At 65.2% G+C, this 20,202-nt stretch carries 20 protein-coding genes; 8 read left to right on the top strand and 12 right to left on the bottom strand.

Translation table 11 applies throughout. The features are described from left to right. The 7 genes from APH30_RS17720 to cpaB form a co-directional block, all read right to left on the bottom strand. Positions 1-592, bottom strand: a 592-nt coding sequence (locus APH30_RS17720; protein ID WP_054913298.1) for a tetratricopeptide repeat protein, incomplete at its 3' end; no start/stop codon positions are given. A 10-nt stretch (positions 593-602) separates the two neighbouring features. After that, positions 603-1,490 carry a type II secretion system F family protein gene (locus tag APH30_RS17715; protein WP_054913297.1) on the bottom strand — a complete coding sequence of 296 codons (888 nt, stop codon included), beginning with the start codon at positions 1,488-1,490 and terminating at the stop codon, positions 603-605. A gap of 2 nt (positions 1,491-1,492) precedes the next feature. After that, a complete protein-coding gene (locus tag APH30_RS17710; protein ID WP_054913296.1) occupies positions 1,493-2,374 on the bottom strand; it encodes a type II secretion system F family protein in 882 nt (293 codons plus the stop codon). Further along, on the bottom strand, positions 2,371-3,627 hold the full coding sequence (locus tag APH30_RS17705) for a CpaF family protein (RefSeq protein ID WP_054913295.1): 1,257 nt from the start codon (positions 3,625-3,627) through the stop codon (positions 2,371-2,373). The genes APH30_RS17710 and APH30_RS17705 overlap by 4 nt, the downstream gene beginning before the upstream one ends. Then, positions 3,624-4,814: a pilus assembly protein gene (locus tag APH30_RS17700; RefSeq protein WP_054913294.1), complete on the bottom strand. Its 1,191-nt coding sequence runs from the start codon at positions 4,812-4,814 to the stop codon at positions 3,624-3,626. The genes APH30_RS17705 and APH30_RS17700 overlap by 4 nt, the downstream gene beginning before the upstream one ends. Further along, complete coding sequence (locus tag APH30_RS17695; RefSeq protein WP_054913293.1) at positions 4,811-6,085, bottom strand: type II and III secretion system protein family protein; 1,275 nt, start codon at positions 6,083-6,085, stop codon at positions 4,811-4,813. The genes APH30_RS17700 and APH30_RS17695 overlap by 4 nt, the downstream gene beginning before the upstream one ends. Before the next feature lie 18 nt (positions 6,086-6,103). Then, the gene (cpaB, locus tag APH30_RS17690) at positions 6,104-7,057 is read right to left on the bottom strand and encodes a Flp pilus assembly protein CpaB (protein WP_054913292.1); all 954 of its coding nucleotides are present in this window, start codon (positions 7,055-7,057) and stop codon (positions 6,104-6,106) included. A 294-nt stretch (positions 7,058-7,351) separates the two neighbouring features. Between cpaB and APH30_RS17685 the strand changes: the two genes are divergently transcribed. Beyond that, entirely contained in the window at positions 7,352-7,522 is a 171-nt protein-coding gene (locus tag APH30_RS17685; RefSeq protein ID WP_054913291.1) for a Flp family type IVb pilin, read from the top strand. A 22-nt stretch (positions 7,523-7,544) separates the two neighbouring features. Continuing rightward, positions 7,545-7,952 carry a response regulator gene (locus APH30_RS17680; RefSeq protein WP_054905432.1) on the top strand — a complete coding sequence of 136 codons (408 nt, stop codon included), beginning with the start codon at positions 7,545-7,547 and terminating at the stop codon, positions 7,950-7,952. A 59-nt stretch (positions 7,953-8,011) separates the two neighbouring features. On the opposite strand, the gene APH30_RS17675 is transcribed toward APH30_RS17680, so the two are convergent. The 4 genes from APH30_RS17675 to APH30_RS17660 all read right to left on the bottom strand — a co-directional run bounded on the left by APH30_RS17675 (position 8,012) and on the right by APH30_RS17660 (position 12,569). Continuing rightward, positions 8,012-8,359: an HPF/RaiA family ribosome-associated protein gene (locus tag APH30_RS17675; protein ID WP_009685023.1), complete on the bottom strand. Its 348-nt coding sequence runs from the start codon at positions 8,357-8,359 to the stop codon at positions 8,012-8,014. 268 nt (positions 8,360-8,627) lie between these two features. Further along, positions 8,628-10,949, bottom strand: coding sequence for a TonB-dependent Fe(3+) dicitrate receptor FecA (gene fecA / locus APH30_RS17670; RefSeq protein ID WP_054913290.1), 2,322 nt, complete (start codon positions 10,947-10,949; stop codon positions 8,628-8,630). Positions 10,950-11,106: 157 nt separating this feature from the next. Then, positions 11,107-12,027 (bottom strand): FecR domain-containing protein, encoded by a 921-nt coding sequence (locus tag APH30_RS17665; protein ID WP_054913289.1) that lies wholly within the window; start codon positions 12,025-12,027, stop codon positions 11,107-11,109. Then, a complete protein-coding gene (locus APH30_RS17660; protein ID WP_236186235.1) occupies positions 12,024-12,569 on the bottom strand; it encodes a sigma-70 family RNA polymerase sigma factor in 546 nt (181 codons plus the stop codon). Before APH30_RS17660 ends, APH30_RS17665 begins: the two co-directional genes overlap by 4 nt. Before the next feature lie 159 nt (positions 12,570-12,728). Between APH30_RS17660 and APH30_RS17655 the strand changes: the two genes are divergently transcribed. The 6 genes from APH30_RS17655 to APH30_RS17630 all read left to right on the top strand — a co-directional run bounded on the left by APH30_RS17655 (position 12,729) and on the right by APH30_RS17630 (position 19,054). Beyond that, positions 12,729-13,034, top strand: coding sequence for a DUF3649 domain-containing protein (locus APH30_RS17655; RefSeq protein ID WP_054913287.1), 306 nt, complete (start codon positions 12,729-12,731; stop codon positions 13,032-13,034). Beyond that, a complete protein-coding gene (locus APH30_RS17650) occupies positions 13,031-14,608 on the top strand; it encodes a PepSY domain-containing protein (RefSeq protein ID WP_054913286.1) in 1,578 nt (525 codons plus the stop codon). The genes APH30_RS17655 and APH30_RS17650 overlap by 4 nt, the downstream gene beginning before the upstream one ends. Continuing rightward, positions 14,608-14,934, top strand: a complete 327-nt coding sequence (locus APH30_RS17645) for a DUF3325 domain-containing protein (protein WP_054913285.1) — start codon at positions 14,608-14,610, stop codon at positions 14,932-14,934. The genes APH30_RS17650 and APH30_RS17645 overlap by 1 nt, the downstream gene beginning before the upstream one ends. Positions 14,935-14,938: 4 nt before the next feature. Next, complete coding sequence (locus APH30_RS17640) at positions 14,939-15,514, top strand: RNA polymerase sigma factor (RefSeq protein ID WP_047150120.1); 576 nt, start codon at positions 14,939-14,941, stop codon at positions 15,512-15,514. Further along, the gene (locus APH30_RS17635) at positions 15,511-16,494 is read left to right on the top strand and encodes a FecR family protein (protein WP_054913284.1); all 984 of its coding nucleotides are present in this window, start codon (positions 15,511-15,513) and stop codon (positions 16,492-16,494) included. The genes APH30_RS17640 and APH30_RS17635 overlap by 4 nt, the downstream gene beginning before the upstream one ends. 169 nt (positions 16,495-16,663) lie before the next feature. Beyond that, positions 16,664-19,054 (top strand): TonB-dependent receptor, encoded by a 2,391-nt coding sequence (locus tag APH30_RS17630; protein ID WP_054913283.1) that lies wholly within the window; start codon positions 16,664-16,666, stop codon positions 19,052-19,054. 128 nt (positions 19,055-19,182) lie between these two features. Here the strand turns inward: APH30_RS17630 and APH30_RS17625 are convergent, their stop codons facing one another. Beyond that, positions 19,183-20,058 carry a helix-turn-helix domain-containing protein gene (locus APH30_RS17625; protein WP_054913282.1) on the bottom strand — a complete coding sequence of 292 codons (876 nt, stop codon included), beginning with the start codon at positions 20,056-20,058 and terminating at the stop codon, positions 19,183-19,185. Positions 20,059-20,202: the final 144 nt, after the last annotated feature.

Here is a 20,202-nt window from a genome sequence, read left to right as displayed (position 1 = left end):
GCAAGCGGCCGACCAGGTCGGTCGCCTGCTGCCAGTTGTCCTGGAGCAGCGCCAAGGTCACCAGGTTGATCGCAGGCAGGGGGTTGTCGTCTTTCAGCTCGATGGCCGTCAGCAACTCGAAGCGAGCCTGCTCATAGCGCCCCAGGTTCATCAGGACCACGCCCAAGTCATTGCGTACGCGTTCATCGGTAGGCGCCAGGCGTACAGCACGCTGCAGGTTCTGCAAGGCCTGGATGTCGTCGCCACGTGCCGCGGCCAGTTGGCCCAGGCCATGCTCGCCTTCGGCAGCCAGGCAGCCGCCCAGCAGGCTGCGGTACAAGGGTTCGGCCTCGCCAAGGCCAAGCAGCCGGGACACTTTGGCCTTGCGCAGGCGCACCTGGTCGAGGGTGTCCGGCAGTTGCTGCAGGTGCGCAAGGCTGGCATGCGGGCGGCCGTCATTGAGCATCTCGTCCGCCAGGTTCAGGGCCAGTTGCTGATCGGCGTCCGGCTTGCTGCAACCGGCGGCAGTGAACAACGAGCGCAGGCCTTGCGGCTGTTGCCCGGCGCAGCCACTCAGCAATACCAGGCATGCGCACAACACGACTGTCTTCATCCCGCTTTCCTCAGGGGCTCAACGCCCGCGCCAATGCAGAGAAGCCTGGCCCGGCAAGCACGATCAGCAGGGCCGGGAACAGGAATACCATCATTACCGCCGACATTTTTGCCGACATCATCGACACCCGCTCTTGCAGGCGGGTCAGGCGGCGGTCATCGAGCAAGGCTTTCAGGGCCAGCAACGACTTCATTGCGCCGCTGCCCTGGGCCAGCAACTGGCGCAGGATCACGCAGGTGTCGGTGAATTCGTCCACCGACAGCACCTGGGCGGCCTTGTCCAGCTCCGGGCCCAGCCCCAGCCCCGAATCCATCCGCTGCAGTACCTGGCGCAGTTCTTCGCTGATGTTCGGAATCAGCGTTCGTCCTTCCTGGCTCAGCAGGCGCAGTGCCTGCTCGACCGTCAGCCCGGTTTCGAACAGGATTCGCAGCATGGGGATCATCAGGCCAACCTCTGCGGCAATGCGCTGCTGGCGCCGGGCGGCAGCCAGGGCCAGCAGGCGCTTGGGCAGCAGGTAAGCGGCGCCCAGGGCACACAATGGCCAGACCACCCAATGGGCGGCGGCAGCGCCTTTGAAGCCTTGCTGCAATAGCAGGGTCAGTACCACCGCCAGTAGTGGCAGGCCCAGTTGCACGGCGGCGAACAGCGCGCGCTGGCGGCTGCGACGCCAGCCTATACGCTCGAGCAGGGCCTGGCTTTCACCGTCGAACTTCTGCAGCCGCTGCCCCCAGGGGCTACTGCCCAGCCAGTGCAGCCAGCCCTCCAGGCGCTCGGCACGGGCCAGGCGCCCCTGTAGCCTTCGCGCCACCAGCACCCGGGCCCGCCATTGGCGAATGGCCTGCTGGGCAAACAGGCCGGCGGCGATCAGCAGGCACAGGGCGCAGATCAGCATGGCCATGTTCACAAGCTCCTCATCATGCGCCACAACACCAGGCAGCCGAGTACCTGCAAGGCGAAGGCCAGCAACAGCATCAGTTGGCCGCTGCTGTCACGCCACATGGCCAGCAGGTAGTGGGGGTTGGCCAGCAGGAAGTAACCGACCATCGCCAGTGGCAACGCCCCGAGAATGATGGCCGTGATGCGCGTTTCGCCGGTCATGGCCTTGAGCTGGCGGGCCCCTTGCTCGCGCTCGCGGATCAGCTTGATGAGGTTCTCCATCAGTTCACTGGCGTTGCCGCCATGGCGCTGGTTGATGCGCAAGCCCAGGGCGAACAGCCGCAATTCGTCTTGCTGGTGCAACTCGGCCAGTTCGGTCATGGCGTCCTCCAGCGGCACGCCCAGTTGCACATTGCGCCGGACCCTCGCCAGCGTAGTGCGCAATGGCTCGCGGCTGCTGTCGATAGCGCCCAGTACCGCATCATTGAGCGTGCGCCCGGCCTTGAGGCTGCGCACGCTGTAGTCCAGCAGGCCGGGCAGTTGCTCGACCACGTGCCGCATGTGCCGACGGCTCTGCCAGCTGATGAGCAGGTAGGCAATGGCCGGCAGACCGGTCAGCAGCATCAGCGCAGCGACCCAGCCAAGCGCGACCAGCGCCAACAGCACCAGCCCCAGCCAGGCCAGCAGCCAGCGCTGGGGGTGCAGCTCGACAGTCGTCAAACCGGCGCGTTGCAGCAGCGGGTCGAGCCAGCTGCGCCGTGCCGTACCATTGCGCACGATGCTGAACGCGCGCCCAAGGCGTTGCAGGATGCGCTCTTCGTGCCGCTTGTACAGGCCGCGGCGCAACAGCAGCAGGGCCAGGCCCAGCAACAGCGGGCACAGCGCCAGCAGCAGCGGGCCGGTCACAGCAGGCCCTCTGCCTTGAGCTTGCTGCCGGCCGGGTGGAGCGCCTCGCGCAGGAAGCTGTCACCGCCCCGGCGGTCCAGGCGGAACAAGGTGTTGGTGACGTACACCTCATCGCGCACGCCAACCACCTCCAGCACTTCGCTGACGCAGCGTCGGCCATCGGGCAGGCGGGTCAGCTGGATCACCACGTCCAGCGCTGCACAGACCATTTGCCGCAAGGTCTTTTCGGCAACTTGCCGGCCGCTCAGGCCGACCAGTGTCTCCAGGCGCAAGAGTGCGTCCGGTGCACTGTTGGCGTGCACGGTACTCATCGAGCCATCATGGCCCGTGTTCATTGCGGTCAGCACATCGAGCACTTCGCTGCCGCGGATTTCGCCGAGGATAATGCGGTCCGGGCGCATGCGCAGGGCGTTGCGGATCAGCTCGCTGGCCTTGATCTCACCGTGCCCTTCGGCATTGGGCGGGCGGGTTTCCAGGCGCACCACGTGGGGGTGGTGCAGTTGCAGTTCGGCAACGTCTTCGATGGTGACCAGGCGCTCGCGAGGGGCGATCATCTGGCTGAGGATGTTCAGCAGGGTGGTCTTGCCGGTGCCGGTGCCGCCGCTGACCAGAATGTTGCAGCGCTTGCCCACGGCGCGTTCGAAAAAGTCGAAGATAGGCTGGTCGATAGCGCGGGTGGCCAGCAGGTCGGCACTCTTGAGCATGTCCTGGCGGAATTTGCGGATCGACAGGCACGGGCCGTCCAGCGCCACGGGCGGAATGATCGCATTGACCCGGCTGCCGTCGGGCATGCGGGCGTCGACCATGGGCGAGGACTCGTCCAGGCGTCGCCCGAGCGGGGCGAGGATGCGTTGCATCACCCGTTCGACATGGTGGGCGTCGATGAACCGCAGGTCGGTCTGCTGCAACAGGCCGGCCCGCTCGACGAACACCCGATGGGGGCCATTGACCAGAATTTCGGTGACGCTGGGGTCACGCAGCAATACTTCCAGCGGGCCGAAGCCGGTCAACTCGTCCACCAGCTCTTCGGCCAGCCGCTCCATTTCATACCGCGACAGCGCCAGGCGCAGGCGCGCAACGTAGTCACCAACCTGCTCCAGCACGAACTGGGTCAGCGCCGGCCGTGCGCCTTCCAGCAGGTTGCGGCCGCTGTCCTCGATGGCATCGATGGCAAAGCGGTGCAGTGCGCGCTTGAGCGCGTAGGGGTCGCCCGCGGCCGGTTGCGGGCCACCAAACGGTTGATCGTTGTTCATTTGCTGCCCCAAAGCCGGCGCAGCCAGGTGACGGCCGGCGGTGCGAGGTTTTCCGAGCGCCGGGCCAGGCGTTCGCCCAGGCTGCGCAAGGCTTGCGTAAGCGGCTCACGGGGGGCCAGTTCGAACAGGCTCAGGCCCTGGTTTTTCACGTTCAGGCGAACTTCAGGGCTGTAGGGCAGGGCCCTGAGCAAAGGCAGCGCGTAGCGCTTGGCCAAGGTGTCGGCGTCGGGGGCAACGTTGCTCAGGTAGCGGTCCACCAACAGGCTGGCGTGTTCCAGCTTGATGCCATGATCACGCCACAGGTCGAGCACCTCCAGGTTGCGCCGGCACTCGAGAATGTTCTGGTCGGTGTAGATGACCAGTTTGTCGCAGTGGCTGACCAACGTGCGCAGGGCTTCGCTGTCGGCATGCCCGGCGAGGTTGACGATGATGTGCTGGAAGTGCTGGCGCAGGGCGCTGAGCAGCATGTACAACTCGGCAGCGCTGGTGTGTTGCAGTGGCTCATCGGTTTCGGCATAGGTCAGCAGGCGCAGGCCTGTGTTGTCGCGGGTGAATGCGCTGTCGATCAGCGTGGTGTCGAGGCGGCGCAGGTGGCGCAGGGCGTCACCGAAGTAGAACGACGCCTCCAGGCCCAGCAGCGCCAGGCTGTCGCCACGCGGCAGGCCCAGGTCCAGCAGCAGGGTTTGCTGGCCGCTCTGCTGCACCACACGGGCAAGGTGGGTGGTGAGCAATGCGCCGTCGGCACCGCTTTGCACCCCGAACAGCACCGTCAGCCCGCCCAGGCTGGGGTTGCTGGCCACCGCTGGCATGCGTTTGCCCAGGCGCCGCACCAGCCCGGCCACTTCGCTGGCGCGCGAGCCATAGGCGACGAAGTCGCGGGCGCCAGCGCGCATGGCATGCAGCACCAGCTGGTTATCCAGGCCATCGCCGAGGGCGACGATCGCCAGCATTGGCTTGGCCTCCAGCACGCCCTCGATCAAGGCGCACTGGTTGATCAGTTGCTCGCGGTCCAGGCCGATGAACATCAGGTTGCTGAAGGTGGCATTGACCAGGGCCAGCAGCTCGTCGAGGCTGCCACCGTTGGCGCCGATCACCTGGCCTTGCGGTGCCAAGGCGCCCTGCAGCCAGTGCAGGTCCTCTTCGGTGCGGGTGATGGCGAGGAAGGTCGGGTTCAGGCTCTCGTTCATTGCGACAGCCCGCCCTTGCCATCGAAGTTGCCGTTCTCCAGGAAGAACAGGCGGCCCCAGCTGGGGTCGTAGTTGCGCAGGTGCTCGCCCGGCAAGGGCGGCAGCTTTGCATTGACCGCCAAGGGTTGCACCAGGTGCGGGGTGACGATCATCAGCAGTTCGGTTTCGTCGCGGCGCATGGTCGAATTGCGGAAGAACGCCCCCAGTATCGGCAGGCTGCCCAGGCCGGGCAGCCGGTCTACCGCTGAACGGGTGTTGTTGCTGACCAGGCCGCTGATGATGAAGCTTTCACCATCGGCCAGGGCGATGCTGGTGTCGGTGCGCCGTACCGTCAGCCCCGGGACCTGAGTACCGGCGATGGTCACCACGTTGCTGTAGTCCAGCTCGCTGACTTCGGGGGCAACCTTGAGGGTGATCCGGCCTTGGCTGATAACCGTCGGGGTCAGTGCCAGGCGTACGCCGAACTCCTTGTACTCGATCGAGACGTTGTCACTGCCGGCACTGGGAACAGGGATCGGAATTTCGCCACCGGCCAGAAAGCTGGCTGTCTGGCCACTGAGCACGGTCAGGCTCGGGCGCGCCAGGGTGTAGGCGAAGCCGCTGTTCTCCAAGGCATTGATCATGGCCAGGAAGCGGCTGCTGCCACCGCCCCAGACGATGTTGAAGACGCTATTGTCGAGTGGAATACCGGGGCGCACATCCGCATATGCGATAGGGTTCTCACCTGTCTGGGCGCCAGGCACATAATCAGGGCGCACTACGGTATTTGGCACCGTACCAGGCGAGCCAATCAGGCTATTGTTCGACCCCTTGAAAAACAGCCGTGCCCCTGCCTCCTTGTATTTGCTGCGGCGCACTTCGACAAACCGGATATCGGCTTGCACCTGGCTGGGCAGTTGCGTGTCCTGCGACGGCAGGAAGCTGTCCTGGGCCATATCGGCGCTGGCCCGCCCGCGGACGAACACCATCGCCTTGTGCGGTGACGGCGTGCAGGCTGTCCACACCATCAGGCTGGTATTGCCCTGGCCCACTGCGGTAATCACCACACCGCGCTCACCGCTGGCCTGGACATCGGCCACCTTCGGCTCACCGACCGCAACCCGCTCGATCGCCACCGGCAAGCGCAGTTCCTGCTGCAGGCCCTGGTCGATCTCGATGATCGCAGGCAGTTGGCCGAACGCTTCGCAGCCTTTGGGTGCCGCCTGCGCCTGGGGCAACAGCGCGGCCAGCAGCCCGGTCCAACATGCTTGTCTGAAGAAGGAACTTCGCATCACTGCATCCTTGCCGGTTCAGGGGTTGTTGGCACTTGCTTCAACCGTGGCGCCACGGATGATGTGCATGGCGGGCGCGGCATGGCTGGGCGCCGGGCTCGCCACACTGGCCACCGGCGCCTGGGACAGCTGGCTGAAGCGGTAGAGCGCGCGGTTGGCGGCCTCCACCTGCGGTGTCGCATCGGCCTCGCTCCAGTACCGCGCCAGGCGCTGTTCATCGGCACTGCGCACCGCCAGGCGCAAGGTGCCGGCCTGGGCGGCCAGCATCAAGCGGCTGGCCATGGCCTCGGGCACGGCCACTGCCACCGTGCGGGTGCCTGCGCCGTTGCCCAGGCCGCTCTGGTCGCGGCGGGCCTTTTGCTCTTCGGGGCTCTGCGCCGGGCGGCCATCGTTGGCCAACCCCGTTTGCTCGCCGACGCTCAGCACACGCAGGGCCGGCAGTACCACCTGGGCCGAGGCTTGCGGGTTGTTGGGCTCTTCGCGCAGGAACAGCAGCACGTCAACGTAGTCACCCGGGCGCAGTTGGCCAGCGGCACCGACCACTTCATCCACGCCCAGTGCCACCGCCCGCTCGTGCGCGCGGATCATCCGTGCCAGCGGCCCGCCGGCCTGAAAGCTGGCTTCTTCCAGCCAGGTGCCTGCCGCCAGGGGCCGGGCGCTGCTGCGGCCGATCACCTGGGCGACCTGCTTATAAGCACCGGCGGGGGCGACCTGCAGGCGTTCGACCAGCACATCGTCTTCAGTGAGTGGGGTATTGGCTGGCACGGCTTTGCGCAGCACGACCACCGCCGTGCGCGGCGCTTCCGCTGGCGCGCTGGGCGCTGGCGCTGTGGCCACGCTCGGCGGTGCAACGGTAGGCGCGGCGGCGACAGGGGCGGCCGGCGGGCGGCTGAGCACCACGCCCCAGTAGCCTGCCAACAGCGCCGCCAGCAAGAAAAACGCGGCCAGGAATAGGGTCAAGCGGCTGCTCATCTCGGCCTCCCTGCACGCGTTGGATGATGGCGAAAAGTCACTATTTCGCTATAGCAAGTTAGCGCAGCCATCGCCATTTGCCATGAGCCCTGGCAGTTTTTTTCAGGATGCCGAGCAGGTCGCGTGAAAACAAAGAGTTAGCGAGTGGCGGGTGGTTAACCAAGGCGGACTAATACTTTCTAATTAACCCTTTAATACATTTGCAGTTCGCACCGGCTTGGCAATTCTTTGATGGCAGATCGGTGTCATTTTGATACCGCCGCCGCCGGCATCCATGCCGCAAGGAGCTGAAGCATGAAACTGTTCATTCTGCACTGCATGAATTTCCTGCATCGCAAGGACGGTGCATCCGGTATCGAATACGCCGTCATCGCAACCATGGTTGCAGTGGTGCTGGCGGCTTTCGTCGGGGATATTTCCTCGGCCGTGAACGCAACGTTCACGACTATCAAGGATGCGCTTTGAGACCTGAAAGGGAGCCAGCGGCATGCAGAACGCTTGCGCGCGTCAGCAGATCCTCCTGGTGGATGACGAGCAGGACGTTCTGCTGGAATTGGCGGAGCTGCTCGAAAACGAGGGCTTCGCCTGCCTGACCGCCACCTCGGTGAAGGCGGCCTTGCACCAGCTGACCTGTCACCCGGACGTAGCCTTGGTGATCACTGATGTGCGCATGCCGGGCGAAAGTGGCATCGGCTTGATCAAGCGCCTGCGCGAGCATACCGCCCGCCTGCATTTGCCGGTGATCGTCATGTCGGCACAAGCCGACCTGGATGACGTCAGCGAACTGGTGCAATTGCAGGTACTGGACTTCTTCCGCAAGCCGATCTACCAGGCCCGTTTGCTGGAAACCCTGGACAACCTGTTCCCCGTATCACGCCTGCGCGTCGTCAATTGAATTGACCCGGGCGGGAACGAAAACGCCCGGCACTTGGCCGGGCGTTTCGGTTGTTGCGATCAGGCGTCGGGGTCACTCAGTTCCAGGGCGCCGCGCTTGCTGCGCAGCTTGCCGTAGAAGTGCTCCAGCGCGTGGTTCAGCTTGGTGGCGGCACCATCCACTGCCTGGTCCAGCGAAGCGGCCGTGTGGGTCACGGAAATCGGTTGGTGGCCTTTGGGGCGAGCCTCCATCTGGCAGCGTTTGTCATGCGGTCCGGGCTTGGCGCCATTTTCGTCGCGCAGGTGCACCTCGATGCGGGTGAGGTCGTCCTCGTAACGTTCAAGTGAGCTTTCCAGTGTACTGCGGACCCACTGGTCGAGCCGGGCGTTGCCTTCGAAATGGTTGCTGCTGTTGACCTGGATTTGCATGATTCAATCCTTATTCAGCTTGCTCGCATGGAGGCGCGGCCAGGTCCTTGAGACCGTTGGAAATTCTGCGCCTCTTGACTCTAAGGTCAGGCAACCGCGGGATGAATTCAAGCCCTTTCGGAAAATAAATTTCTTGTTGCATATGCGCTGTTGCACAGCCCGTCGCCCTGTAGCCGGTTCCCCATTGCGCCTTTTGGCCTCGTTGCTGCGCCAATCCTGTGGCAACTGACCGACCGGCGATGGCTGCACAACGGCAGTTTGCATTCGCTCAGAATGCTACTGAGGTCTGCACATACAAGGTCCGCGGCTCACCCACATACTTGCCCTTGTTGTTGTCATCGTAAGAGCGCGTGTAGTACTGGCGGTTGAACAGGTTCTTTACCCCAACCGCCACCTTCAGGTTCGACAGTTGCGGGCCAAAGTCGTAGCCGGCGCGGGTGCTGACCAGCATGTAGCCCGGGATGCGCCCGGTGCTGCCGTCGGCGCTTTCAGTGCTGGTGTTGGCATTGTCGGCGTACTGGCTGCTCTGGAAGCTGCCGTCCAGGTTCAACTCCCATGGCCCTTTGGTATAGCCCACGCCCAGGTTGCCCTTGTGCCGCGACGAGAACGGCACTTGGTTGCCCTTGTTCGGGCCGTCCTCGCGAATGGTGGCATCGACGAACGCATAGCTGGCGTGCACGTCGACACCCGCCAGCGCCGGGCTCAGCCCGTCCAGTGCGTAGCGAATACTGGTTTCGATGCCCTGATGGCGGGTTTCGCCGCGGGCTATCACCGAGTCATTGGTCTGGTTGCTTTCGTACTGGTTGTCGAAGTTGATCAGGAACGCGCCGATCTCGGCCTGCAAGTCACCGTTGTCGTAGCGAGTACCCACTTCCCAGGTGCGGGCCTTTTCCGGTTTCACTTCGCCGCTGCTGACCCGGTTCGGCATCTGGCTGTACTGCACGCTGCCGAACGAACCCTCGGTGTTGGCGTACAGGTTCCAGCTTTCGGTCAGGTGGTACATCACGTTCAGCGCTGGCAGTGCGGTGTTGTAGCTGCCCTGGTAGCGTTGGCCGTTGAGCGTGTTGCTTTGCTCGGAGTCGATCATCTCGTAGCGCACGCCCGGGGTAATGGTCCAGCGGCCGATATCGATGCGGTCGTCCAGGTAGATCGCGTGGGCTTCGGTGCTGCCACGGGTATCGCGGTCGTTGCGGCTGGCAGTGGTCGGCAGGCTGCCATCGAGCGGTTCCCGGAAGCGCAGCTCGTGGCCGGCTTCATTGATGTAGCGGTAGCCGATGCCCAGCTCATGCCAGCTGTCGCCAAGGGCCAGGCCTTGCGAGAAGCGCGTCTCGATACCGCGTACCCAGTACTCGCGCGGCGACAGCGAGACGAAGCTGCCCTGGTCCAGGTAGCCGCTGCGCAGCGTCTTGGTGAAAAAGCTGTTGACGCTGAACTGGCGGTCATCCTGCTTGTAGTCATAGCCAAAGTTGAACAAGGTGCGCCGGCCCCAGAACTTGTCTTTCAATCGCTTCGACTGGTACGGGTCGGCGTCGAAATCGGCGGTGCTCAGGCCGCCGGGCATCTGGGCCTCGCCTTCGTAGTACTGAGCCATGGCGTGCAGGCTGTGGGCTTCATCCAGTTGCAGCTTGCCCTTGAGGATCAGGTCGTCGATCTGCGTGTCGCTGTGCTCGCGCCAGTCGCCGCCACGGCTGCCGGAATACAGCAGCGCACCGCCCAGGCCGTTGTCGTTGGTACCGCCGACCAGCAGGTTGGCGCTGTTCTTGAAACCGTCGTGGCTGGAGGAGGGGCTGATCTGGTTCTGCAAGGCGGCCTTGAACGTGGCTTGCTCGGGGATCGCCCGGGTCACGAAGTTGACAATGCCGCCAACGTTCTGTGGCCCATAACGCACTGCGCCACCGCCGCGAACCACGTCCACTGCGTCCATGTTGCCCATACTCAAGGGTGCCAGTGACAGTTGCGGCTGGCCATACGGTGCGAAGGGCACCGGGATGCCATCCATCAGCACGGTCGAGCGCGAGGCCAGGCGCGGGTTGAGGCCACGTATGCCGAAGTTCAGCGCCAGGTCATGGCTGCCGGTACCGTTGTTGTCGGGCGCGTTTACCCCAGGCATGCGGTTGAGCACTTCGCGGGCGGTGGTGGCGCCGTTGCGCTCGAATGCTTCGCGGCGCACTACGTCGCGAGCGCCGGGGTGTTCGAACACATTGTCCTGTTGCGCTTCGGCCAACCAGTCGCCAACCACGGTGGATGCACCCAGTTCGACCGCTGTGCCCGTCGCCTGGCTGACGGGCTGCAGGCTGAAGGCGTTGTCGGTTTCCTGCCGTGCTTGCAGGCCGCTGCCGCGCAGCAGTGCGTCCAGGCCATGGGGCGCGTCGTACTGGCCATCCAGGCCTTGGGTAGTCATGCCTTGGGTCAGTTGCGAACCGAACGAGATCAGCGCGCCGCTTTCACGGCCAAATTGGTTGAGGGCGTCTTCAAGCGAGCCAGCAGCGATGTGATAGCTACGCGTTTCCGCCTGGGCGGCAGGCATGGCCACGACAAGGGTGGTGTTGAGCAGCAGGGCGTGGATAAGTGGGCTGGGGCGCAGAGGCATGGGGCGGGTCCTGAGAGAGAGGGTCTGCCCTGTCTGTCACGCGAGCTCGGGAAAATGGCTCAGGTCAGGTGAAATTTTTTCGCGGGGCGCTCGACGTGATGCGTGCACCGGCTGTGCTATCCAGTGTCGCCCCGCGCAGCCCTCGGCTAGCCGGGGCTCACCCCACATCCACCGTCACCCAGTACCGGGTGAACCGCCGCACGTGCACCGGCAGCGCTACCTCGAGCATCTGCAGGATGCGCTCGCTGTCATCCAGCGGATACGACCCGGAAATGCGCAGGTCGGCAACCCGCTCGCTGCAACCCAATCGCCCATGGCGATAGCGGCCAAGCTCGGCGAGGAAGTCGGCCAGGCGCATCTGCGAAACCACCAGCATGCCGTCAACCCAGGCACCCACATTGGGGTCCAGTGCGGTCCTGGCATGCCAGGCGCCGTTGAAGCGTGCCTGTTGCCCCGCCAGCAGTGGCTGTGCCCCTGCACTGGCGGCGCCCTCGAATACCGACACCAGGCTGTAACCGTCGTACTGGCGCACGTTCAAGCGCCCGCTGTGCAAGCGCAGGGCCCCTTCAGCGGTGGTCAACAGCAACGGCCGTTCATCGCTGGCCACCTGCAGCGCCAGTTCACCTTCGAACAGGTGCACCCACCGTTGCCGGCTATCGAACTGCACGTCGGCAGCACTGAGGGTGTTCAGCTGCAGCACGCTGCCATCGCCCAGTTGCATACGCCTGCGCTGACCGACCGGGCTTCGGTATTCGGCCATCAGCGCCGGTAATGGGTTGTGCTGTTGCAGGCCAAGCCCGGTGGCACTGGCCACGCCTGCCAGCAACAATGCCTTGAGCGCCCGCCGCCGGGCCGGGGACGGTGGGGCTTGCAAGGTGGCGTGCACCACCGGCGATGAAACCCCGCGCAAACGTTGGTTGACTTGCTGAATATGCGCCCAGGCCCGCTGATGCTCCTGGTTGGCCTGCAACCAGCGGTCTAACGCCCGTTGTTGCGCCAAGCCGAAATCATCGCCCTGCGACTCGATCAGCCAGTGCACCGCTTGCTCCGCGACCTGTGGGGAAAACGCAGCGTTCACAGGGCGAAGTAGCAGCGCATGGCCGCCTTGTTCAGGTAGCGTTTGACCGTTGCCAGCGAAATGCCCAGCTCGCGGGCGATTTCGCCCTGGCCCAGGCCATCCACCTGGGCCAGCAGGAAGGTACGCCTGACCAGCGGTGGCAGGCCATCCATCAGGCGGTCGAGCTCAAGCAGGGTCTCGAAGATGAGTGCCTTGTCTTCTTCGCTCGGGGCCACCTGTTCCGGCACATGGGCCAGGGCCTGGAGGTAGGCGCGTTCAAGTTCCTGGCGGCGGAAGTGGTTGCACAGCACCCGTTTGGCCACGGTGGCGAGGAATGCCCGTGGTTCGACCAACTGTGGCGCCTCACGTGCCTGTAGCAGGCGCAGGTAGGTATCCTGCGCCAGGTCTGCGGCACTCTGCGGGCAGCCCAGGCGCCGGCGTAACCAGCTGGTGAGCCAGTTGTGATGCGCGTGGTACAGGCCTTCGACGGTGGAGGAGAGCGTGCTGGGCACCGTGATACTCCGGCGCAGTTCAGCGCAACTGGTAGTAATAATTGTTCGCATTATAAGCAGTGGCTGATTTCTCGGCAATGTCCTCTGGCCGGTCGCCAGCAAGCCAGCCGCCACAGGGGGGCGCAGGGGCAGGCAATCTGTCGCCAAGGCTTTGCTTGTGAGAATTGAAATCATTAGTATTGCAGCCCCGAACACGCCCGGACCTTCGCCATGACGCGCAAAACCGCCGGCCTTCCGCTCAGCTACCGCCTGGCCGTGGCCTCACGCAGCCTGGCTGCGCTGCTGGGCGGCTACCTGCTGGCGTCTGCGGCCAGCGTCTGCATCGCCGTGGTGGCACCGTTGCCCAAGGTCGACGCCACGCTGATCGGCCTGATGCTCTCGTTCGTTTTCTACCTGCTGGCGTTCATCTGGTGCTTCGCCTGCCGCAGTGCCTGGCGCGCGTGGCTGGGCGTGTTGGCGCCAAGCCTGCTGCTGGGCGTGATCAGTGGCATTGCCTACTGGATGAAAACCTCATGAAAGACGGCTTCCGCCAGGCCATGGCCTGGCTGCATACCTGGACCGGCCTGATCTTCGGCTGGCTGTTGTTCGCCATTTTCCTTACCGGCACGCTGTCGTATTTCAAGGAAGAGATCAGCCACTGGTCGCAGCCTGAAGTACGTAGCCATGCACTGGACCCGGCCCATAGCCTGGCCCTGGCACAGCGTTACCTGCAGGACAATGCCGGGCATTCGGGCACCTGGTTCATCCGCTTGCCCAACGCCCGCGAAGCGGGCTTGAGCGTGGGCTATCGCGACCCCAACGGCGGGCCGCGCGGCTTTGTCAGCAAGACCCTCGATACCCAGACCGGGCAACCGGTAGAGGCACGCGACAGCCGCGGCGGCGAGTTCTTCTACCGCTTCCACTTCCAGCTGCAGATGCCGTACCCCTATGGCCGCTGGCTGTCGACCTTCTGCGCCTTCATCATGCTGCTGGGGCTGGTCACCGGCATCATTACCCACAAGAAGCTCTTCAAGGAGTTCTTCACCTTCCGCCCCGGCAAGGGCCAGCGCTCGTGGCTGGATGGGCACAACGCGATCGGCGTGCTGGTGCTGCCGTTCCACCTGATGATCAGCTACAGCAGCCTGGTGCTGTTCATGTACATGGTGATGCCGGCGGGGATCATGGCCAGCTATGGCAACGACACCGGCAAGTACTTCAATGACCTGTTCGGGCGCAACGATGCACCCAAGGCGGCCCAGGTGGCTACGCCGCTGGTCGCGCTGCCCAGCCTGTATGCCAAGGTGCAGGCGCTGCAACCCGAGGCACGCATTGGCACCATCCAGGTGCAGAACCCGGGCGACCGCAATGCCCGTGTCACCTTCACCCAATCGGCGGCCGACCATGTGGCCTACCGGCGTAGCGCCAACTGGACGTTCGATGGCGCCAGCGGCACGCTGCTGAGCCAGGGCAAGCCGGAGAGCGGGGCCATGATGACGTCCTTCAGCTTTGCCGGCCTGCACATGGGCAACTTTGCCGGGCCCTGGCTGCGCTGGTTGTATTTCTGCTTTGGCATTGCCGGTACTGCGGTGATTGGCACAGGCCTGGTGATGTGGCTGGGCAAGCGCCAGCTCAAACATGCCCAGCGCGCGCACATGCCCGGCGAGCTGCGCCTGGTCGAGGTGCTCAATATCGCCAGCATGAGCGGCCTGCTGCTGGCAGTGGCGGGCTTCTTCTGGGCCAACCGGCTGATCCCGGCCGCTGCCGCCGGCCGTGCCGATTGGGAGGTGAATGTCTTCTTCATCGTCTGGGGCCTGTCCCTGGCCCACGCCGTACTGCGCAGTGGGCGCCGGGCCTGGGGCGAGCAGCTGGCGCTGGGCGCATTGGCCTTCGCCTTGCTGCCGCTGCTCAATGGGCTGACCACCGACCGTGGCCTGAACCATTCGCTGGCGGCAGGTGACTGGGCCATGGCAGGCCTGGACCTGACCGCGCTGGGTACCGGGCTGTTCCTGGCCTGGCTGGCCGGCAAGATGCTGCGCAGCCCCGCGCCGCTGGCCAAACGCGCGCCGCGGGCGGCAGACAAGCCGCGCGCCGAAGCGGCGCAGGCACGCTGATGCTGGGGAACGCATTGCTCGCCTACGCAGGCTTCGTTGCCTTGTGCCTGGCCATGGACAAACATTTTACCGGCCTGCTCGGGCGCAAGCCGCACCTCGGCCAACTGCGGCTGTTGCGCGTGGCGGGCTGGTCGTTGCTGGTGCTGTCGCTGGCGTTCAGTGTGCACCTGCGTGGCTGGGCCCATGGCCTGGTGGAGTGGGCGGCGGTGATGATGGCGGCGGTCACCGTGTGGGTCTTCGCCCTGCCGTACCAGCCGCGGCTGTTGCTGGGCCTGGCTGCCGGCAGTGTGCTGCTGGGCCCGGTGCTGGCCCTTTTGGCGGTGTGACAGCATGAGCGAGCAGGGCGATACCCTCGGGCCGGATGCCGACAGCGCAGGCGGGCGTGCGCGTTTTGTCCAGGTGTTCCAGGCCCAGCGTGCACGCATGGAGGCACTGGTCAGCCGGCGCGTGGGCTGCCGCGCCACGGCGTCGGACTTGGTCCAGGAGTTGTTCCTGCGCTTCTGGCGTCGCCCCGAGGTGAAAGTCGAAGCGCTGGATACTTACCTGCTGCGCTGTGCCGGCAACCTGGCCATCGACCACCTGCGCAGTGAGGGCAGCCGCGAACGCATTGCCGAAGCCGCGCTGGCGGTGGACGAAGCGAGCATGGCGCATGCGCCGGAGCAGGCCGTGGAAGTGGACCATGACCTGCAGCGTATCGAGGCTGCCTTGCGCGCCTTGCCCGAGCGCACCCGGCAGATCTTCCTGCTCAACCGCATTCACGGCTGCAAGTACGGCGAGATCGCCAAGGCCATGCAGCTGTCCCAGAGCGCGGTGGAAAAGCATATGATGCGCGCCCTGGAAGCGTGCAAGGCAAGTGTTGCCGAGCCCGCGTCCACCCCGCGCCGGCCTGGGAGAGCCTGCCGATGAGTCCTATACCGCCGATCACCGAGGCGCAGGCGCAGGCCGCTTTGCGCTGGCTCAGCCGCATCAGCGAGCAACCTGCAGTGGCCCAGGGGGCCTCGTTCAAGCGCTGGCTGCTGGCCGAGCCCGGGCACCGCGCCGCGTACGAACAGGCCCAGGCGCTGTGGCGCAACAGTGGTGTGGCGGCGTCGCGGCTGGCTGCCGAAGAGCATGCCAGCCTGCAGCCCTACCTGGCCGCCATGGCCCGCCCGGCTGCCAGGCGCCCCGGCCGCGCGCGCCTGGCGGCAATCGGGCTGGCGGCCTGCCTGGTGCTGGCCATTGGGGTCGCCGGGGGCTGGCACCCAGGCTACTGGCTGCAGGACCTGCAGGCCGACTACCGCAGTGCCGGGCAGATTCGCCAGGTTACCCTGCAGGACAACTCGCAGGTGACCTTGGATGCGGGCAGTGCAATTGCGGTCGATTTTGCCCATGGCAAGCGTCGCGTGCGCTTGCTGCATGGCGCGGCGTTCTTCCAGGTCACGCATACCGGCGAGCCCTTCCTGGTCGAGGCCAACGGCGGTGAAGTGCGGGTACTCGGTACCCAGTTCGAGGTGCGTGAGCAGGGGGACGGCACGCAGGTCACGGTGCGCAGCGGGCGGGTGGCGGTGAGCCCGGCCGCGGGGGCTGCGGCCAGGGAGCTGACGGCCAACCAGCAGGTGAGCTACGGCGCCGGCCGGGCCGGCGCAACCCTGGCGGTGGACAGCGACAACCGCCTGGCCTGGCGCCAGGGCTGGCTGAATTACTACCAGGTGCCGCTGGCGCAGGTGGTCGAGGATCTGGGGCGCTACTACCCAGGGCGGATCCTGTTGCTGGATGAGGAACTCGGGCAGCGTAAGGTCAGTGGCAGCTTCCCCTTGGCCGAGCCGCTGCTGGCACTGGATTCGCTGGGCAAGGTGATGGGCTTTTCACGGCAGACCGTGCTGGGCCGTTTGACGCTGATCCGCTAGCCCCTGTATCGGCCGCCGTTGGCGCCTGCCGTGGAAGCGGGTTTGCCCGCGAACCGGCAGCACCGGGAAAATATTTTCAAAAGCGCATGAGGTAACCGACCGTGGCATCCGTGTAATGAGTGGAAGTGCGATTCATTCGTACTCATATTCCTCTCACAGGTCAGCGTCCATGAAGTTCTCCCCGCGTTGCGTCCCCCTCTGGTTCGGCCTTGCCATGCTCCCGACCGTTGCCGTGGCTCCCCAGGCCAGCGCTGCCGAGCAACAGCAGGCTTACGCCTTCGCCCAGCCGGCGCAACCGCTGGCCCAGGCCCTCAGCGCCTTCAGCCGTACAACGGGCCAAAGCGTGGTCTACACCGTAGCCTTGCCCGGGGTGCAGGCGCCGTCGCTGACCGGCACCTACAGTGCCGAACAGGCGCTGCAACAGCTGCTGGCTAGCAGCGGGCTGACCTGGCGGCGCCTGGACGCGCGGACCCTCACCCTGGACGCGCTGGATACTACCGGTGCCCTCAACCTGCAGGCCACCACGGTGACCTCGCTACGGGACGACTACAGCTACCAACCCCCAGCCACGGCGTCGATCATGCGTGGCCAGGGCGCCAACCAGGACATTCCCCAGGCGATCAACGTGGTCCCGGCGCAGGTCATCCGTGACCAGGCGCCGCGCAACCTTGACGATGCCCTGGCCAACGTCAGCGGCATTACCCAGGGCAACAACTTCGGCGGCACCTCCGACACGGTGATGAAGCGCGGCTTCGGCGACAACCGCGACGGCTCGATCATGCGCGATGGCATGCCCATCGTGCAGGGCCGCAGCCTCAATGCCAGCACCGAACGGGTCGAAGTGCTGAAGGGCCCGGCCTCGCTGCTGTACGGTATCCAGGACCCGGGCGGGGTCATCAACGTGGTCAGCAAGCGCCCCCAACTCGAGCAGTACAATGCCCTGAACCTGCGGGGCTCCACCTACGGCAGCGGCAAGAACGGCAGCGGCGGGGGCTTCGACAGCACCGGCGCGCTGGGCGACAGCAACTTCGCCTACCGCATGATCGTCGACCACGAAGACGAAGATTACTGGCGCAACTTCGGGGTGCATCGTGAATCGCTGGTCGCGCCGTCGCTGGCCTGGCTGGGCGAAGACACCCAGGTCGTGCTGGCCTACGAGCACCGCGAGTTTCTCTCGCCGTTCGATCGGGGCACGGCCTTTGGCAGCAATGGCCACCCGCTGGACATTCCCGCCACCCGGCGCCTGGACGAGCCCTTCAACGACATGGAAGGGCGCTCGGACCTGTACCGTCTGGAGGTCGACCACCAGTTGGCCGATGACTGGAAGCTGCACGTTGGCTACAGCTTCAACCGTGAGACCTACGACGCCAGCCAGGTTCGCGTCACGGGGGTGAACGAAGCCAATGGCACCCTGGCCCGCAGTATCGATGGCACCCACGGCGCCATGAGCCGTGACCAGTTCGCAACCTTGAGCCTGGCCGGCACCGTGCAATTGGCCGGCATGCAGCATGACTTGCTGCTGGGCGCCGACCATGAGGACCGCAAGGTCTACCGCGCTGACCTGATCCGGCAAGCCGCGCGGTCCAGCTTCAGCTACGTGAACCCGGTGTACGGGCGGGAAGTGGAAGGCACCACCGTGCGTGCCAGCGACAGTGACCAGACCGACAAGCTGCGCACCGATGCGCTGTTCCTGCAGGACGCGCTGCACCTGGACGATCACTGGATCCTGGTGGCCGGTGCACGCTTCCAGCAGTACGACCAGTATGCCGGCCGCGGTCGCCCGTTCACGGCCAACACCGATACCAACGGCCAGACCTGGGTGCCGCATGCCGGTATCGTCTACAAGGTCGATGAGCAACTGTCGTTCTATGGCAGCTACAGCGAATCGTTCAAGCCCAACTCCAGCATCGCGCCGCTCACCGGGGGGGTGGTGCTGGACTCGTCGGTGGCGCCGGAAGAGGGCAAGTCGTGGGAGCTGGGCGCCAAGCTCGACATGCCAGGCAGCCTGACCGGTACCTTGGCGCTGTTCGACATCACCAAGCGCAACGTGCTGGTGGCCAATTTCGACACGCGCACCGGCGATACGCTTTACAGCAATGCGGGTGAAGTCAATTCACGCGGGGTCGAGCTGGACCTGACCGGCCAGCTCAGCGAGCGCTGGAGCCTGATCGGCAGCTATGCCTTCACCGATGCCAAGGTCACCAAGGACCCCGACCTCAAGGGCAACCGCCTGCAGAACGTGGCCAAGCACAGCGGCTCGCTGTCGGCGGTGTACGACTACGGCAGCCTGTTCGGCGGCGACCGCCTGCGCTTTGGTGCCGGGGCACGGTATGTGGGTGAGCGCAGCGGCAACGCGACCAACACCTTCGACTTGCCGTCCTATACCGTGGCTGACGCATTTGCGACCTATGAGACCAAGCTCGATGAGCACAAGGTGCTGTTGCAACTGAACGTGAAGAACCTGTTCGACAAGGTGTACTACAGCTCGGCGGTGAACCAGTACTTTGTGGCGATTGGGGATGCGCGGCAGGTGAGCCTGTCCAGTACCTTTGAGTTTTAGGGAGCAGGGGCCGCTTCGCGGCCCATCGCAGGCAAGCCAGCTCCTACAGGTACTGCATGGAGCCCGCGCCTGATGCAATCCCTGTGGGAGCTGGCTTGCCTGCGATGGGCTGCAAAGCAGCCCCGATGTCACAGGTTGAAGGCCAGGCGGTACTCGCCCGGTGTGGCGCCAACGGCCTGGCGGAACCGATTGCTGAGATGGCTGGCACTGGCAAACCCGCACACCAGGGCAATTTCCCCCAACGGCATGCCCCCCAGCCGCAACAGCTGGCAAGCCCGGTGCAGCCGCCGGGCCAGCAGGAACTGGTGCGGTGGCAGCCCGAAGCTGGCGCGGAACATGCGCGCAAAGTGGTACTCGGACAGGTTGCAGCGCAACGCCATTTCGCCGAGGGTGATCGGCTGGTCCAGGTGCGCCTCGAGGTAATCGACCAGTTGCCGACGCAGGTTTGGTGCCAGCCCGCCTTTCAGGCGCAGGCCCTGGCGCAGCCCGACCTGGCTGAGCAGCGCATGGTCGACGATCTCATGCGCCAGGCTGCTGGCCAGCAGACGCTCGCCGGGTTCGTCCCAGTCCAGGCCGATCAGTTGGCGAAAGCGTCGGGCCTGCTGTGGGTCGTCAAGAAAGGTCGCTTCCTGCAACTGCAATTCACGCGGCTCACGGTCGAGCAGGCGCACGCAACCAAGGGCGAACTGCGCTTGGCTGACATACAGGTGCGCCAGGCGGATCTCGCCATTGACCACCCAATTCGATTCCTGGCCCGCCGGCATGATGCACAGCTTGTCGGGCGCACCTTTGTCGGCCGGCCGTTGGCGGCGGAAGGTGCCGGTACCGTCGGCGATGTAGCACGACAGGGTGTGATGGCTTGGCGCCTGATAATCGCGGGCGTCGTCGCGGTTGCTCCACAACGCCGCCGCCAGCCCGTCACCCAGGTGCGCGCTCAGCTCCAGGCGGGCGTGGGGCGAGGCGTGCATGGCATTGAACACTTGCAGCTGGGTGAATGGCGTCATGGCGGGTTCCTCTGACGCCCATCCTACTGCGCCTTGAGCTTGCGTACAGCCGCCTGCGCGACAAATGCGCAAGTTTGTGCAAGCGCAAAGTACAGGGCAGGGCGAACACTGATTGCACTGGCGAGGGCTGCGCCCTCGATCGCC

This window comes from Pseudomonas sp. NBRC 111127, assembly GCF_001320345.1.
Classification (GTDB): Bacteria; Pseudomonadota; Gammaproteobacteria; order Pseudomonadales; family Pseudomonadaceae; genus Aquipseudomonas; species Aquipseudomonas juntendi.
This window is presented reverse-complemented; position numbering and strand designations above follow the sequence as displayed.

Excerpts from the sequence above, each read along its gene's own strand:
- APH30_RS17650 (WP_054913286.1), top strand. The coding sequence starts at position 13,031 with ATGAAAGACGGCTTCCGCCAGGCCATGGCCTGGCTGCATACCTGGACC.
- APH30_RS17715 (WP_054913297.1), bottom strand. The coding sequence starts at position 1,490 with ATGGCCATGCTGATCTGCGCCCTGTGCCTGCTGATCGCCGCCGGCCTG.
- APH30_RS17685 (WP_054913291.1), top strand. The coding sequence starts at position 7,352 with ATGAAACTGTTCATTCTGCACTGCATGAATTTCCTGCATCGCAAGGAC.
- APH30_RS17635 (WP_054913284.1), top strand. The coding sequence starts at position 15,511 with ATGAGTCCTATACCGCCGATCACCGAGGCGCAGGCGCAGGCCGCTTTG.
- APH30_RS17645 (WP_054913285.1), top strand. The coding sequence starts at position 14,608 with ATGCTGGGGAACGCATTGCTCGCCTACGCAGGCTTCGTTGCCTTGTGC.
- APH30_RS17700 (WP_054913294.1), bottom strand. The coding sequence starts at position 4,814 with ATGAACGAGAGCCTGAACCCGACCTTCCTCGCCATCACCCGCACCGAA.
- APH30_RS17675 (WP_009685023.1), bottom strand. The coding sequence starts at position 8,359 with ATGCAAATCCAGGTCAACAGCAGCAACCATTTCGAAGGCAACGCCCGG.
- cpaB (WP_054913292.1), bottom strand. The coding sequence starts at position 7,057 with ATGAGCAGCCGCTTGACCCTATTCCTGGCCGCGTTTTTCTTGCTGGCG.
- APH30_RS17705 (WP_054913295.1), bottom strand. The coding sequence starts at position 3,627 with ATGAACAACGATCAACCGTTTGGTGGCCCGCAACCGGCCGCGGGCGAC.
- APH30_RS17640 (WP_047150120.1), top strand. The coding sequence starts at position 14,939 with ATGAGCGAGCAGGGCGATACCCTCGGGCCGGATGCCGACAGCGCAGGC.
- fecA (WP_054913290.1), bottom strand. The coding sequence starts at position 10,949 with ATGCCTCTGCGCCCCAGCCCACTTATCCACGCCCTGCTGCTCAACACC.
- APH30_RS17625 (WP_054913282.1), bottom strand. The coding sequence starts at position 20,058 with ATGACGCCATTCACCCAGCTGCAAGTGTTCAATGCCATGCACGCCTCG.
- APH30_RS17695 (WP_054913293.1), bottom strand. The coding sequence starts at position 6,085 with ATGCGAAGTTCCTTCTTCAGACAAGCATGTTGGACCGGGCTGCTGGCC.
- APH30_RS17660 (WP_236186235.1), bottom strand. The coding sequence starts at position 12,569 with ATGCGAACAATTATTACTACCAGTTGCGCTGAACTGCGCCGGAGTATC.
- APH30_RS17630 (WP_054913283.1), top strand. The coding sequence starts at position 16,664 with ATGAAGTTCTCCCCGCGTTGCGTCCCCCTCTGGTTCGGCCTTGCCATG.
- APH30_RS17680 (WP_054905432.1), top strand. The coding sequence starts at position 7,545 with ATGCAGAACGCTTGCGCGCGTCAGCAGATCCTCCTGGTGGATGACGAG.
- APH30_RS17655 (WP_054913287.1), top strand. The coding sequence starts at position 12,729 with ATGACGCGCAAAACCGCCGGCCTTCCGCTCAGCTACCGCCTGGCCGTG.